This is a genomic window from Rhodococcus sp. Q, from assembly GCF_005503035.1.
Classification (GTDB): Bacteria; Actinomycetota; Actinomycetes; order Mycobacteriales; family Mycobacteriaceae; genus Rhodococcus_G.
On record NZ_SCOY01000005.1, the window covers coordinates 136,548 to 150,826 of the forward strand.

Below are 14,279 nucleotides of genomic sequence, written 5' to 3' on the forward strand. Positions count from 1 at the left end.
CGCGCGTAGGTCGGCGAGCTGATGACGTCACCGGCATCGACGCCCGCGGGAGGCAGGTGAAACTGGTCGGTCACTGCGTGAACAGGGCGCGGACGAACGCGTTCGCTTCGGGCTCGGACGCGAGCATCGTCTCGAGATGCCCCTTCGGATAGACCCGGAACGTGAATCGCTGCCCTGCCAGGGCGAGGTCGGCGGCCAGCTTGAAGGTCAGCGGAGAGGGAACCACGGTGTCGAACAGGCCCTGTCCCAGGAACAGTGGCCGGTCGTACCCGCGCACCGGAATCGCCAGCATCTCTCGCAACGCCGCCAGGATCGGGGCGTCGAGTCTGCGGGCGAAGAGGTCTCCGATTGAGGTGGCGCCGATCGCCGCGTTCGCCTCCTCGTAGCAGAGTTCCTCGGCCAGCGTCAGCACCTCCCGTCCTCGTGCGCTCAGGTAGGCGTCGACGCCCACGTCGGGTCGCGCGGCGCGCAAGCCCGCGAGCGCGTACGCGATGAAGGTGGTGGTCCCGGTCAGGGGCAGCTGTGGGAATCCGGGACCACCGAGAACGGCGAGATTCTCGATGTTTGACGGCACACCGAGTGCGACGGTTCCCCGGTAGTCGAGTTCCGGCGCGTAGGAGGTGGCGATCGTCGCCGTGACCATCGCCGCCTGCCCACCCTGGGACTGCCCGAGCGTCACCCACTTTCGCGACAACGTCGGTTCGGTCGCCACCCCCGCCCGCACCATGTCGACGACGGAGTGGGCCTCGGACCGGCCGTCGAGGTACGGATGCACACCGTCGGTGCCGAGCCCGACGTAGTCCGTCGCGACGATCGCATAGCCCTGCGCGAGCCATCGCCCGAGGTACGGCCCACCGATCTTGCCTGTCACCGTCGGTGCGCACGTGTCGGAGATCCCGACCGCGCCGTGGGCCCACGACACCACTGGCCAGCCGCCGGGCGGGGGAGTGCCGGGCGGCGTGAACAGCGCGCCCGTGCTGGTAGCCGGTCGATTCTGAGGGCCGAGGGTTCGGTAGGTCACAGCGACACCGCTGGCAGCGCCCGGAATCCATGTCTCCGGGGGCAGTGGCCGAGCCTCCGTGACCGTGCCCGGCGCCTCTGCTGCCGTTGCGAGCGGCGTAGCGGCGGTCATGGCGCAGACGGCGATCGCGACGACAGCGGCGAGCATCCGCAGATACATGCGTTTCAGTGTGCGCGGCGCTCGCGTGATGTGCCGCCACAACGATGCATTGGTGCACATCGGTGACTTTGGGCGACGACGATGGTCTGTATCCAGGTACGCAGACGATCTGGGAGCACTGGAGGAACGCATGATCATCGTCGCCGGATACATCGACGTCGCCCCGCGGGACCGGGAGGTCTACCTCGCGGGATGCGTCGGGGTGGTCGAGCAGGCGCGGTCCGCGCCGGGATGCCTCGACTTCGTCATCGCCGCCGACCTCGTCGATCCCATGCGGATCGACATCTACGAACGGTGGGAGTCGCGGGCTGCGGTCGAGGCGTTCCGCGGTTCGGGCCCCGATGACGGGCAGGCCGCGATGATCGTCGCCGCATCGGTTGCGGAGTACGACGTCGCGGCGGAGCGGCCGCTGGTGTGACCCAGGGCGACCAAAAAAAGCAGTCATGCTTGCTTGATTCGGTGTGTCCGTTTACAGTGGCGTTCACGCGGCACTGTGACCGTCATCACGCCCCCCTCGTGGTTGGTGGGCAGTGCCGCGCTCTCCTCGCGACGAACGGAATCAATTGATGGACAACGGAACTGGCCACCCGCCGACGATTCCCGCCCTGCTCGCCGAACGTGTGGTGACCGCACCCGACGCGACCTTCGTCCACTTCGGCGGCGAGGCGCTCAGCTACGTCGAGTTCGATACACGGTCGGACCGGGTGGCCACCGCCTGGTTGCGCATGGGCATCGGTCACGGCGACCGCATCGCGATCGCGGCGGCGAACTCGCCGGATTGGATCGTCACCTACCTCGCGGCGGCGAAGATCGGGGCAATCCTTGTCACGCTGAACGTCGCGTACCGCGAGCGCGAGTTCACCCACATGCTCACGCAGTCGGGAGCGCGGGTCCTGCTGTGCGACACCGAGTCGAACGGATTCGAGTTCGCACCGTTCCTCGGCGTCCTGCGCCCCGACATTGCGACCGTCGAGCAGGTGATCTTCCTCGGTGAAGGGAACGCCACCGGCGGACGGCGGTGGGCGGACCTCGCGGCCACCGAATCCGATCCGGCGCTGTTGGCGAATGCCGCAGGCACCGTACGGCCTGACGATCCGGCGGTGATCCTCTACACCTCAGGGACCACCGGAACACCCAAGGGTGCCACCCTGACCCACGCCGGGCTCATCGCCTCGGCGGTCGCGCAGGTGGATCGGTTCGAGCAGTCGGCCGCAGACGTGGTTCTCGGTGTCATGCCGTTCAACCACGTTGGTGGGCTCACGTGCACGCTGGGATCGACCCTCGTCACAGGCGGAGCGATCGCGCTGTTGCCCAGGTTCCACCCGGACCTCGTCGCCGAGACGATGGCCGGCGCGCGGGTCACGATGTTCGTCGGCGTCCCGACCATGTACAAGATGGTGTTCGGCTCGGGATCTGCTGCGGGCGTGGACATGTCGAGTGTGCGGTTGTGCGTCGTCGGTGGGGCCAATCTCGAGTCGGCCCTGGCCGAGCAGGTGGCGGCCAGATTCGACGGAATCCGTATCGCGAATCTCTACGGCATGTCCGAGACGTCCGGCGCCTGCGTGATCTCGTCGCCGGGCGACTCCCTCGAGATCGTCGGCCGCACCATCGGAACAATGACCGGCGACTTCGAAGGCCGTGTCGTCGACGACCGGAACATCCCGCTCGGACCGGGTGAACCGGGCGAACTTCAGGTCCGAGGTACGTGCGCGGCCGCGGGCTACTGGGAACTTCCCGAGGAAACAGCTGCCACGTTCCTCTCCGACGGTTGGGTCGCGACAGGGGACATCGCATCGATCTCCGCGGACGGCCACGTCACCCTGCTCGGGCGCCGGAAGGAGATGTACGTCCGCGGCGGGTACAACGTGTACCCGGCCGAGGTCGAGAACGTGCTGGTGACGGACCCCGCCGTGGCGATGTGCGCGGTCATCGGCGTGCCCGACGAGACCTTCGGTGAGACCGGATACGCCTTCGTCGTACCCGCGCCCGGTGCCGTCGTCGACGAGGATGCGCTTCTCGAACGGTGCCGGGGCGCACTGGCGAAGTACAAGGTGCCCGACCACGTCGAGGTGGTGGACAGCCTGCCGATGACGCCGGCGGGCAAGATCCGCAAGGTCGCACTGGCGCCGCGGATCTGACCGTCAGCTGGTCGCGTGGAGGCTGCGCGCGGTCGGGGATGTCGGGACGTCGGCCGGATCGGGGCAGGTGCCGAGCACTCGGTCCGCGGTGCCGCTCGTGGTGACCGTGAACCAGTAGTGCTCGTTCTTGAAGTGGTGGTGACGATGGTTTCGCCACACCGCCCGATACGACCGGGACCGCGGCTTGTAGTCGCTGTGGACGAGGAAGTGCGTCCACTCGTACACCATGCCCAGCGTGGCGACGGTGACCAGGAACGTCAGTCCGAGTCCGAGTCGACCGAACGCGAACACTGCGATCGCCACCAATGTCGGTAGCAGCCAGACGAGCGTCTGCCACGGAATGAACACCAGTGGCACGTCACGCGGATCCGCATGGTGCTCACGGTGTTTGCGTGCCAGTAGGGAGTCGGCGGTGACACCGAGAACGCGGCGGGGCCGCCAGTGCAGGATGCTCACGTGGATGACCCACTCGACGAACGGGAACGCCACCAGCGCGACGACGGGGACCAGCGCGTCGGTCCACTGCCAGTCGCCGACGGCGATGCGCGCAGCGGTCGCCGCAACCAGGACCCCGCCGATCATCCACGGCGTCGGATGCCGCCGGAACTCGTCTGCCGCGTCGCGGAGGGTGACGTCTCGGCGTACTCGTGTGCTGGTCATTGCTCCTCCTGTGTCTGGTCGAGCTGCTCGATGAGGCCGGTCAGTGCCGCTGTTCCGAGGTCGAGGAGGGTGGCGGCCGAGGTCGCGGCGGCGTCCGCGTCGCGGTCGGCGATGGCCGTGGCGAGTCCCCGGTACAGGTCGGTGCGCCCGACCTCCGCGGCCATCACCGTCGACAGTGCCGCCATCGTCGGTTCGTAGGCGTTTCGCAGGCTGTTGAAGATCAGCCGGAACGCGATCGACTCGGCCGCGTCGACGACGTGCTCCCAGAAGACGAGCGCGCACCGTTGGAGTTCGACGGGGTCGCGCACGGACTCCAGCAGGGCCAGTGAATCCCGCAGCAGCTCATCGGTTTCCGTGGTAGCGCGCGCCGCTGCCAGTCCCGCGACCTGCACGCCGATCAGTCGCCGCGCCTCGAGGACGCTGCGAGCGACTGCCCAGTCCGGCGTGCCGGCGGTGATCAGGAGGTGCGGCAGTAGTTCCGGGCCTGCGTGGCGCCGGAAGTCACGCACGGAGGTCGACTCGCCCTGTCGAACCTCGACGAGTCCGGCCTGCGTCAGCTTCTGGATGGCCTCCCGCACTGCGGGCCGTGACACTCCGAACGCCTCGGCGAGGTGGCGCTCGCTCGGTAGCGACTCGCCCGCGAGGAGATCGCCGCCGAGTACCCGCGCGCTGATCTGGTCGAAGACGGCGGCGGAGGTGGTCGTGCGGGCGATCGGTTCGAACATGGGTCGACGGTAGGCTCCTCACGGTATGAGGTCAAGTGGTCAGACCAGTTGGATTCGGACTTTTCGTCGCCCGGCAGTGGGCGGGGCGTGTTTTGCTGGATCGACGCGGCGACTGCCGTGGGCGACCGTCGAAAGGGTGAACGTGCACTTCTCCACCGCAGCGGATCAGGGTTCCTCGGGCCGGATGCGGGTGGACGCACTGTGATCGATCCGCGGATGGTTCGGCTCGGCGTCGCGGAATCGGCGGAGACCCTGCGTGAGGTGTCGGCATTGCTCGAAGGGCTCGTCCATGCCGCAGCCGAACTGACGGGCGGCGAGGAGATCGGTGCGCGGCTGGGCGATCTCGTCGCTGTCCTCGCCGACGCCGACATGACGCTCGCCGGAGTTGATCGCATGGTGGTCCGCGTCGTCGACGCGGCTCGGGAGGCAGGCACGATTCCCGCGGAGATGTACACAGCGCGGGTCGACCCGGCGGGAGTCACCGAGTGGGTCGACTCGCCGAACCCGCTCGAGCGTGCTCGCACCGCGGGCAGGATCGTCGTGTCGGACGGGACCGGTGCCGAGGTGGCGGTGTTGCCGTACGGCACGGTGACGGGCTGGTCACCGAGCAGTTTCGATCGGATTCTCTTCGACTCCGGGTGGATCCGAATCGGCCTGTGGGACGAGCGGAACACCTGTGTCGTCGAGCCGGAACTCGGCGGGTCCGGAACGCTCTGACGCCCTCAGTGCCGAGCGTGCTCCGACAGGCGGCTGCGGACGCCGTCGACGAACAGGGCGAGGCCGTACTCGAACCGCGCCGTCCCGCTGGTGACGTCGTACAGGGGTGACGCGTCCTCGGTCAGCGCGCCGTGGCTGTCCATCTGCATCCGCGACTGTTCGTCCATCGTCTGGCCGAGAATGTAGAAAAGCAGTGTGTCGGCGGCGAATTCGGCTTCGTCCGCGGGCAGGCCCGCATCGGTGCACGCGCCCGCGAGGGTGTCGCGGGCGCCGTTGGTGGCGAGCCGCGCGGCATAGGACGCCGACGCCAGTTCCGCGCCGTCGCGGTGGGCGAGCAGCGCGTCACGGAAGCGGTGCGCCAGCACGTCGAGCCGCGCGTCCCAGGCGGACGTGTCCGTCGGCGCCGCCACTCCGGCGAGCATGTCGTCGGTGATCGCGGCCAGCAGCGTCTGCTTGTTGGGGAAGTGCCAGTAGAGCGCGCCCGGTTGCACCCCGAGTGACGTGGCGAGCCTGCGCATCGTCAGGTCGCCGAGACCGTACTCGTCGAGGATCGCGATCGCCCCTGCCAGGACGTCGGCTCGTCGCAGCTGCACTCTCAGGCCCGCTTTCCTCGGTGGTCGGTTGACACCATTTCACCACGACCCTAACCTGAACGCCGTTCAACTTGTACGGTGTTCAAGTTCGCGAGGCGAACCATCTCAGCCCGGACACCCGAGAGCATCCAGGAGCTACCCGTGACCCAGGCACCCGCCCGCACCGACATCCTCGCCGTCGCGAGGGAGCAGGTCCTCGAACGGGGTGAGGGCCTGACGCAGGACCAGACCCTCGAGATCCTGCAACTGCCCGACGACCGGCTCGAGGAGTTGCTCGCACTCGCCCACGACGTCCGCATGACGTGGTGCGGCCCGGAGGTCGAGGTCGAGGGCATCATCTCGCTCAAGACCGGCGGCTGCCCCGAGGACTGCCACTTCTGCTCCCAGTCCGGCCTGTTCCAGTCCCCGGTCCGCGCGGCGTGGCTCGACATCCCGAGCCTGGTCGAGGCCGCCAAGCAGACCGCGAAGACGGGGGCCACCGAGTTCTGCATCGTCGCGGCCGTCCGCGGCCCCGACGAGCGTCTGATGGCGCAGGTCGCGGCGGGCGTCGAAGCCATCCGCAACGAGGTCGACATCCAGGTCGCCTGCTCGCTGGGCATGCTGAACCAGGAGCAGGTCGACCAGCTCGCCGCGATGGGCGTGCACCGCTACAACCACAACCTCGAGACGTCGAAGTCGTACTTCCCGAACGTCGTCACCACGCACTCCTGGGAGGAGCGCTGGGACACGCTGCGGATGGTCCGCGAGGCCGGCATGGAGGTCTGCTGCGGCGGCATCCTCGGCATGGGCGAAACCCTCGAGCAGCGGGCCGAATTCGCCGCGAACCTCGCCGAACTGGAGCCCGACGAGGTTCCGCTGAACTTCCTGAACCCGCGTCCGGGCACGCCGTTCGGCGACCTCGACGTCCTGCCCGCCGCCGACGCACTGCGTGCCGTCGCCGCGTTCCGGCTCGCGCTGCCCCGCACGATCCTGCGTTTCGCCGGTGGACGCGAGATCACCCTCGGCGATCTCGGTGCGAAGCAGGGCATCCTCGGTGGCATCAACGCCGTCATCGTCGGCAACTACCTGACGACCCTCGGCCGTCCCGCCGAATCGGACCTGGACCTGCTCGGCGAGCTGCAGATGCCGATCAAGGCCCTCAACCAGACGATCTGACGTGTCGATGATCGACGAGGCCGAGCGCTACAACCCGTACACGGGCCGACGGATCGTCGACGGTGTCGACGATCCGGTCCCGGCGGCCGCCGCGCTCGGCCTGGAGCCGCCGCGGTTCTGCGAACACTGCGGCCGCCGGATGATCGTGCAGGTCAGCCCGGACGGCTGGTGGGCGAAGTGTTCGCGGCACGGCGTGAGCGACTCGACAGCACTCGAACGGCGCTGAGCTACTTCGGAGGCTGGTGCAGTCCGAACGGTGAGCCCTGGTCGTCCTTGCAGAACGCGAAGCGGCCGAACCGCTTCTCCGTGTCGGCGTCGCCGCCGGCGTCGAGGGGAACGATCTCACCGCCCAACGCGACGACCTGTTCGAGCGCGGCGTCCAGGTCCTCGACGGCGAAGAACAGGTAGGGGCTGGCGCCCGCGTCGCCCGGGTGCATCCCGCCGGGCACGCCGGGCGCATTGATCGCCCAGCCCTCACCCGACGGACCGGACTCGAACTCCCAGCCGAACAACGCCTCGTAGAAGGCCCGGCCCTGCTGGGCGTCCGCGACGCCGAGTTCGAAGAACGTCACTGCTCCAGGCGTGATCTTCATGGTCCGAACCTACGCCCGTCGACCGGCCCGGGTCTTGGACGAATGTGATGTGGCCGGCACGCCTAAGGTTGTCTCCCATGACCGCCGACATCGCGCAGCCGACGCAGACGAGGCCGAAGGCCGACCGTGCGGAGGTCCGCTTCGCGGCGCGGACCGTCGTCGGCGTCACCACCCTCGGTGCGGTCGCGGGGGTCGTGTGGGGTCTGCTCGCGCCGGCGCAGCATTTCCTCGTCGTCTCCGGCGGCGGTGCGGTGTCGCTGACCGGGGAGAGCGTCCATCAGTTCGACGCCGTCGCACTGTTTCTGTGCCTCGGCCTGATCGTCGGGGTGTTGTCCGCGGTCGCGGTGTGGACGCGTCGCGCACTGCGCGGCGTGGTCCCGTTCCTCGGCCTGCTCGTCGGGTCCCTGGTTGGTGCGGCCACGACCGCGGTCGTCGGCCTCGGTGTGGTGGGGTTGCGTTTCCCGAGTCTCACCGATCTCGAGATCGGGCAGATCGTCGCGGCGACACCGAGTCTCGGCACGGCCTTGGCGCTGATCGCGCAGCCGCTCGCGGCGTCGGTCGTGTACGCCGGGCTGGTGGCGTTCAGCCCGGATCCGCACCTCGGGCGTCCACCCGAGGGTGCACCTGCCGACGCGGACTCTCGCGAACCGCTCCGCTGACTGCGCTTTCGGCGCTGCGCCGCGGTGATGCCGTGCGCTCAAGACGGTGGACGCAGCGCGGCGAACTCGTCGGTGACGCGCAGTCGGGACTCGGCGAACCGGTAGAGCGCGGGCGGCCTTCCGCCGAAGCGTCCGGGGGGTGCGGTGGCGCCGGTCGCGACGAGTACCCCTCGACGTCCGAGGACGCGCTGCAGGTTCGTCGCGTCGACCTGGTAACCCAGAGCGGCACAGTAGATTTCACGCAGCGTCGACATGGCGAACTCGGCGGGTGCGAGGGCGAACGCGATGTTGGTGTACGACAGCTTGGCGGCCAGACGCGTGCGCGCGTGCTCGACGACGACGCCGTGATCGAACGCCGTGCGGGGGAGTGCGGACACGGGATGCCAGGCGGTGTCCGGCGGCAGTACGGGGTCGGCGCCGAGGGGGACCAGACCGAGGAATGTCGACGCGATCAGCCGGACGTCCGGGACGCGGTGCGGGTCGGAGAACACCGACAGCTGTTCGAGATGGGCGACCTCGCGGACGTCGACCTTCTCTGCGAGCTGCCTGCGCGCGGACGTCGTCATGTCCTCGTCCTCGCGCAGGATGCCGCCCGGTAGCGACCAGGCGCCGAGTTCGGGTTCGAGGGCGCGCTGCCAGAGCAGGACGCACAGCTCCGGGCAGTCGCCGATCTTGCGAACCTGGAACACCGCGGTGAGCACTTCGTGGAGAGTGTTACCATTGGGCACGTTTTCGATCCTAAGTCGAAAACCCCCGAACAGGAAATCCGGGCACAGCCCGCCCGGATTGCAGCCAGTAAGGAGCAAGGCCATGACCACGACAGAGTGGACGGGAGCCGCCGCAATCGTCGACGGCCCGGGTGGCTACACCGGTGTCGAGGGGACGCCCGAGTGGGCGGAGGAGGTCCGCAGGCTCGCACGCGCCCAGAACGCGACGATCCTCGCGCACAACTACCAGCTCCCGGCGATCCAGGACGTGGCAGACCACGTCGGCGACTCCCTTGCCCTCTCGCGCATCGCGGCCGAGGCGCAGGAGGAGACGATCATCTTCTGCGGTGTGCACTTCATGGCCGAGACGGCGAAGATCCTCAGCCCGGAGAAGAAGGTGCTGATCCCCGACGAGCGCGCCGGCTGCTCGCTCGCCGACTCCATCACCGCCGACCAGCTGCGCGAGTGGAAGGCCGAGTACCCCGACGCCCTCGTCGTCTCGTACGTCAACACGACGGCCGAGGTCAAGGGCCTGACCGACATCTGCTGCACGTCCTCGAACGCCGTCGACGTCGTCGCGTCGATCGACCCGAACCGTGAGGTGCTCTTCCTTCCGGACCAGTTCCTCGGAGCCCACGTCAAGCGCGTCACCGGCCGCGAGAACATGCACATCTGGGCAGGCGAATGCCACGTCCACGCCGGCATCAACGGCGACGAGCTCACCGCGCAGGCCAAGGCCCACCCGGACGCCGAGCTGTTCGTGCACCCCGAGTGTGGTTGCGCGACGTCCGCGCTGTACCTGGCGGGCGAGGGCTTCGTTCCCGAGGACAAGGTGAAGATCCTCTCGACCGGCGGCATGCTCGACGCCGCCCGCGCGACCGGCGCGAAGCAGGTCCTGGTCGCCACCGAGATCGGCATGCTGCACCAGCTGCGCAAGGCTGCGCCCGAGGTCGACTTCCAGGCCGTCAACGACCGCGCCTCCTGCCCGTACATGAAGATGATCACCCCCGCCGCCCTGCTGCGCTGCCTGCTGGAAGGCAAGGACGAGGTGCACGTCGACGCCGCCGTCGGCGAACGCGCCCGCAAGTCCGTGCAGCGGATGATCGAGATCGGCAACCCGGGCGGCGGCGAGTAGTGACGGCACACCCGGCCTCCACCTGGGAGGCGCACGCCGACCTGGTGGTGGTCGGCGGCGGGGTCGCGGGACTCACCGCGGCCCGCACCGCGACCCGCGCCGGACTGCGCGTGCTCACCGTCAGCAAGGGTGGTCCGACGGACACCGCGACCGTGTACGCCCAGGGCGGTATCGCGGTGAGCTCCGGGTACGACGTGGACGCGCACGTCGCCGACACCCTCGCGGCAGGCGGCGGCCTGTGCGACGACGCCGCGGTGCGGTCGATCGTCGCTGCGGGCGCGGACGCGGTGGCGGCGCTCGCGGACCTGGGTGCCGTGTTCGACCGGGGCCGTGACGGACAGGTTTCGCGCACCCGCGAGGGCGGTCACAGCGCCCGCCGCATCATTCATGCGGGCGGCGACGCGACGGGCGCCGAGGTCCAGCGCGCGCTGAACGCGGCGGGGATGCCGGTGCTCTTCGGTGCCGCCGCGTCCCGCGTCGTGGTCGACGGCACGGGGGTTCAGGGTCTGGTCGTGCTGTCCGACAAGGGCTTCGGTGTCATCCACGCACCGACCGTCCTTCTCGCCACCGGAGGGATCGGGCAGCTCTACTCGTGCAGCACCAATCCGCCTGGAGCAACCGCCGACGGCATCGCGCTCGCGCTCGCTGCAGGCGCGAGCGTCGCGGACCTCGAGTTCGTCCAGTTCCATCCGACCGTGCTGTTCGCCGCGGACGGGGTCGGCCGTCGGCCCCTCATCTCCGAGGCGGTGCGCGGTGAGGGCGCTGTTCTCGTGGATTCCCACGGCGATTCGGTGACCGCGGGCGTCCATCCGATGGGGGACCTGGCGCCGAGGGACGTGGTGTCGAAGGCGATCGCGGCGCGACTGCGGGCGCTCGGCGAGAACCACGTGTACCTCGACGCCAGGCGCATCGACGGATTCTCGGCCCGGTTCCCGACCATCACGGCGTCGTGCCTGGCGGTGGGCATCGACCCCGCGGCCGATCTGATTCCGGTCGCGCCCGCAGCCCACTACTCCTGCGGGGGCGTCGTCACCGACGTCCACGGTCGCACCGTGGTCCCCGGGCTGCTCGCGGCCGGCGAGGTCGCGCGGACGGGTCTGCACGGCGCCAACCGCCTGGCCTCGAACAGCCTCCTCGAAGGACTCGTGGTCGGGGAGCGTGCGGGACTCGCCGCCACCGAACGCGCCGGACTGTCCGCCGAGGTCGGTTCCGCGGATCTTTCTGTGCACGAACAGGTTTCGCGGGCATCGGTGCAGGCGACGATGACGGCACACGCGTCGGTGGTGCGGGACGGTGATGGACTTGCCGCGGCGTCTGCGGCGCTCGCGGCCGCGACGTCGGGAATCCCGCGCACCGTCACCGACCTCGAGGACGCTGCGCTCACCACGACCGCGACGGCCCTGGTTCTCGCCGCGGCCGCGCGCACCGAGAGTCGCGGCTGCCACACCCGCCTCGACCACCCGGACGCCGACGACCACTGGCGGCGCCCGCTCCACGTGCGCCGCACCCCCGACGGCACCCTGGCCGTCATGACCGCGGTGCCGTCCACAAGTACCGACCTCGACCTCGTCCCGACAGGAGCACGATGACACCCCTGGCCGACGGCCTCGACGCCGACGAGATCCGCACCCTGGTGCGCGTCGCACTCGACGAGGACCTGCGTTACGGACCCGACGTCACCTCGGCGGCCACCGTCCCCGACGGTGCCGTCGCGAAGGCGTCCGTCGTCTCACGGTCGGCGGGTGTCGTCGCCGGTGTCGACGTCGGACTGCTCGTCCTCGACGAGGTCGTCGGTGCGGGCAATTACGAAGTGCTCGCTCGCCTCGACGACGGCGCGCCGGTGGAACCGGGAACCGTCGTGCTCACGGTGTCCGCGCCCACCCGCGACCTGCTCACCGCCGAACGCACCATGCTCAACCTGATGTGTCACCTGTCGGGCATCGCAACCGCGACCGCACTGTGGGTCGGCGAGGTCGCGGGCACCGACTGCAAGATCCGCGACAGCCGCAAGACGCTGCCGGGCCTGCGTGGATTGCAGAAGTACGCGGTCCGGATGGGCGGCGGCGTCAACCACCGCATGGGTCTCGGTGACGCCGCCCTCATCAAGGACAACCACGTCGCCGCCGCGGGATCCGTGGTCGCCGCGCTGCGCGCGGTCCGCGAGGTCGCACCCGACATCGAGTGCGAGGTCGAGGTCGACAGCCTCGCCCAGTTGGACGAGGTGCTCGCCGAGGACGTCGAACTCGTGCTGCTCGACAACTTCGCACTCTGGGAGACGCAGGCCGCGGTGCAGCGCCGCAACACCCGCTCTCCGCGGACGAAGCTCGAGTCCTCGGGTGGGCTGACTGTCGACGTCGCGGCCGACTACGCGTCGACCGGGGTCGACTACCTCGCGGTCGGCGCCCTCACCCACTCGGTGACGGTGCTCGACCTCGGCCTGGACATGTGATCCCACCTGCGGCCGGCAGCAGAAACTGCCGGCCGCAGGTACAGGTCATGCCGCGGGCGTCACCGTGACGGTCACGTCACCGGTCGCCGCGCTACGGACGGTCAGCAGTCGGCTCTGGCGGTCCCACTCCACGACGTCCGCGCCCTCGACGTCGACATCGCCGGGGAATCCGCTCTGCGGAAGGTAGATCTCGGTGGGAGCGGTGATTGCGGAGTCCGGCCGGAACGTCAGTTCGAGGCGGTCGGCGGCCGCCGACCAGCTGACCGGATCGCCCGCGACCGCGCGGGGATATGCCTTGTTCAGGGTCTCGACGAGGATCGTCGGCGTGCCGTCCGGCATGTACGGCCCCCAGGTGCCGGGATCGCTGGACCAGTACGAGACGCCTGCACCCATCTCCCGCGCCTCGGTGTAGACACGATCGAGGAAGTCGCGGGCGCCGGGCAGTGTGGTGTCGAGCCCGAACTCCCCGATGATGATGGGTGCCCCGCCGAGCACGTCGTTTGCGACCTGCTCGATGCTCGCGCGCCACGTCCGCATGGTCACGTCGGTGAGGGTCTTCGACACGCCGGAGTATCCGTCGCCCAGGTCGAGGGGGAGCGGGTACAGGTGGGGACAGTAGGCGATCCGCTGTTCACCCGCGCGTGGATCGGATACCTTGCCGAGCCGGCTGGGGATGCCCTGGTTGACGCCGACGGCCTGTGGCGCCACGCACACCCAGCTGTCCTGGTCGACCGATCGAATCGCGTTGGTGCTGCGCTGGTAGAGGTCGGTGAGCGGTCCAGCCTCGAACTCCTCGAACTGCAGCGAGCCGCCCCACGGCTCGTTCATCAGGTCGTATGCCACGACAGTGTCGTTGTCGGCGAAACGCTCCGCGACCGCCCGCCAGGCGTTCGCGTAATGCTCCATGAGTTCCGGGTGCTTGCCGGTGGTGTTCCAGAAGTTGTCGAAGGCCCGCATCACACCTGGCTGGATGTAGTACAGCTCCCATCGGTCCTGCTTCTCGACCGGGAGCCCGTCGGTGTAAGTCGCCCATGCAGGCGCGCCGTTCCCGATCGGCCCGGCGCCGGTACCGGCGGTATCGTCGGCCATGATCGCGCCGGAGTACACGTCCTGGTGCATGTCGAGCATCACCTTGTAGCCACGTTCGGCATACCAGCCGACCCGCTCCTCGACGCGGTCGAGGTACGCCTGGTCGTACCTGCCCGGTTCGGGTTCCACCGAACGCCACGAGATCAGGAAGCGCACGAAGTTGGTCCCCATCTCGGCGTGTTCGCGCACGAGGTCGGCCTCGGTGAAGTCGGGCATGCCGTCGGGAGCGCTCTTGGCGCTGGACGCGGTGTTGAACCCGCGCAGGATCAGGGACCGACCGGCGTCGTCGGTCAGGTACGACCGAGTCGCTGCTGTGTTGCTTCCGGACGACGGCAGACTGCTCTGGGCGGCGGCGATACCCCCGCCGAGGAGCAGTGAACCCGTCACGATCAGGGATGTGAGCCGTAGTCGACGCACCTGAGTCCTCCTATGGTCCACCTACTGGACGCTTGTTTTAAGAGTGATTTCTTCATGCTGCA

At 69.1% G+C, this 14,279-nt stretch carries 16 protein-coding genes; 9 read left to right on the forward strand and 7 right to left on the reverse strand.

Annotated elements, in window-relative coordinates; genetic code table 11:
- Positions 1-70 precede the first annotated feature (70 nt).
- Positions 71-1,180, reverse strand: a complete 1,110-nt coding sequence (locus FFS72_RS07625; protein WP_137873368.1) for a lipase family protein — start codon at positions 1,178-1,180, stop codon at positions 71-73.
- A 130-nt stretch (positions 1,181-1,310) separates the two neighbouring features.
- On the opposite strand from FFS72_RS07625, the gene FFS72_RS07630 reads away from it, so the two are divergent.
- On the forward strand, positions 1,311-1,598 hold the full coding sequence (locus FFS72_RS07630; RefSeq protein WP_137873369.1) for a putative quinol monooxygenase: 288 nt from the start codon (positions 1,311-1,313) through the stop codon (positions 1,596-1,598).
- A gap of 148 nt (positions 1,599-1,746) precedes the next feature.
- Positions 1,747-3,318, forward strand: a complete 1,572-nt coding sequence (locus FFS72_RS07635; RefSeq protein ID WP_137873370.1) for a class I adenylate-forming enzyme family protein — start codon at positions 1,747-1,749, stop codon at positions 3,316-3,318.
- 3 nt (positions 3,319-3,321) lie between these two features.
- Here FFS72_RS07635 and FFS72_RS07640 read toward each other — a convergent pair whose 3' ends face one another.
- Positions 3,322-3,978, reverse strand: coding sequence for a sterol desaturase family protein (locus FFS72_RS07640; protein ID WP_137873371.1), 657 nt, complete (start codon positions 3,976-3,978; stop codon positions 3,322-3,324).
- Entirely contained in the window at positions 3,975-4,703 is a 729-nt protein-coding gene (locus FFS72_RS07645; protein ID WP_137873372.1) for a FadR/GntR family transcriptional regulator, read from the reverse strand. Before FFS72_RS07645 ends, FFS72_RS07640 begins: the two co-directional genes overlap by 4 nt.
- A 201-nt stretch (positions 4,704-4,904) precedes the next feature.
- On the opposite strand from FFS72_RS07645, the gene FFS72_RS07650 reads away from it, so the two are divergent.
- A complete protein-coding gene (locus FFS72_RS07650) occupies positions 4,905-5,420 on the forward strand; it encodes a hypothetical protein (RefSeq protein ID WP_137873373.1) in 516 nt (171 codons plus the stop codon).
- Between the two features lie 5 nt (positions 5,421-5,425).
- Here FFS72_RS07650 and FFS72_RS07655 read toward each other — a convergent pair whose 3' ends face one another.
- Positions 5,426-6,013 carry a TetR/AcrR family transcriptional regulator C-terminal domain-containing protein gene (locus tag FFS72_RS07655; RefSeq protein WP_137873374.1) on the reverse strand — a complete coding sequence of 196 codons (588 nt, stop codon included), beginning with the start codon at positions 6,011-6,013 and terminating at the stop codon, positions 5,426-5,428.
- A 141-nt stretch (positions 6,014-6,154) separates the two neighbouring features.
- Here FFS72_RS07655 and bioB point away from each other — a divergent pair, with 141 nt between their 5' ends.
- Complete coding sequence (bioB, locus tag FFS72_RS07660) at positions 6,155-7,168, forward strand: biotin synthase BioB (RefSeq protein WP_137873375.1); 1,014 nt, start codon at positions 6,155-6,157, stop codon at positions 7,166-7,168.
- Between the two features lie 7 nt (positions 7,169-7,175).
- Positions 7,176-7,394 (forward strand): biotin synthase auxiliary protein BsaP, encoded by a 219-nt coding sequence (gene bsaP, locus FFS72_RS07665; protein WP_137873509.1) that lies wholly within the window; start codon positions 7,176-7,178, stop codon positions 7,392-7,394.
- 1 nt (position 7,395) lies between these two features.
- Here the strand turns inward: bsaP and FFS72_RS07670 are convergent, their stop codons facing one another.
- Positions 7,396-7,761: a VOC family protein gene (locus tag FFS72_RS07670; RefSeq protein ID WP_137873376.1), complete on the reverse strand. Its 366-nt coding sequence runs from the start codon at positions 7,759-7,761 to the stop codon at positions 7,396-7,398.
- Between the two features lie 77 nt (positions 7,762-7,838).
- Between FFS72_RS07670 and FFS72_RS07675 the strand changes: the two genes are divergently transcribed.
- Complete coding sequence (locus FFS72_RS07675; protein WP_171018595.1) at positions 7,839-8,420, forward strand: DUF2567 domain-containing protein; 582 nt, start codon at positions 7,839-7,841, stop codon at positions 8,418-8,420.
- Positions 8,421-8,458: 38 nt separating this feature from the next.
- Here the strand turns inward: FFS72_RS07675 and FFS72_RS07680 are convergent, their stop codons facing one another.
- On the reverse strand, positions 8,459-9,148 hold the full coding sequence (locus FFS72_RS07680; protein WP_137873378.1) for an NUDIX hydrolase: 690 nt from the start codon (positions 9,146-9,148) through the stop codon (positions 8,459-8,461).
- Positions 9,149-9,230: 82 nt separating this feature from the next.
- Between FFS72_RS07680 and nadA the strand changes: the two genes are divergently transcribed.
- From nadA to nadC, 3 genes are read left to right on the forward strand one after another with little or no spacing between them, the layout of a single operon-like run.
- The gene (nadA, locus tag FFS72_RS07685; RefSeq protein WP_137873379.1) at positions 9,231-10,262 is read left to right on the forward strand and encodes a quinolinate synthase NadA; all 1,032 of its coding nucleotides are present in this window, start codon (positions 9,231-9,233) and stop codon (positions 10,260-10,262) included.
- Positions 10,262-11,851 carry an L-aspartate oxidase gene (locus tag FFS72_RS07690; protein ID WP_137873380.1) on the forward strand — a complete coding sequence of 530 codons (1,590 nt, stop codon included), beginning with the start codon at positions 10,262-10,264 and terminating at the stop codon, positions 11,849-11,851. Before nadA ends, FFS72_RS07690 begins: the two co-directional genes overlap by 1 nt.
- On the forward strand, positions 11,848-12,711 hold the full coding sequence (gene nadC / locus FFS72_RS07695; protein ID WP_137873381.1) for a carboxylating nicotinate-nucleotide diphosphorylase: 864 nt from the start codon (positions 11,848-11,850) through the stop codon (positions 12,709-12,711). The genes FFS72_RS07690 and nadC overlap by 4 nt, the downstream gene beginning before the upstream one ends.
- Before the next feature lie 45 nt (positions 12,712-12,756).
- Here the strand turns inward: nadC and FFS72_RS07700 are convergent, their stop codons facing one another.
- On the reverse strand, positions 12,757-14,187 hold the full coding sequence (locus FFS72_RS07700; RefSeq protein ID WP_249353178.1) for a cellulase family glycosylhydrolase: 1,431 nt from the start codon (positions 14,185-14,187) through the stop codon (positions 12,757-12,759).
- Between the last annotated feature and the right edge of the window lie 92 nt (positions 14,188-14,279).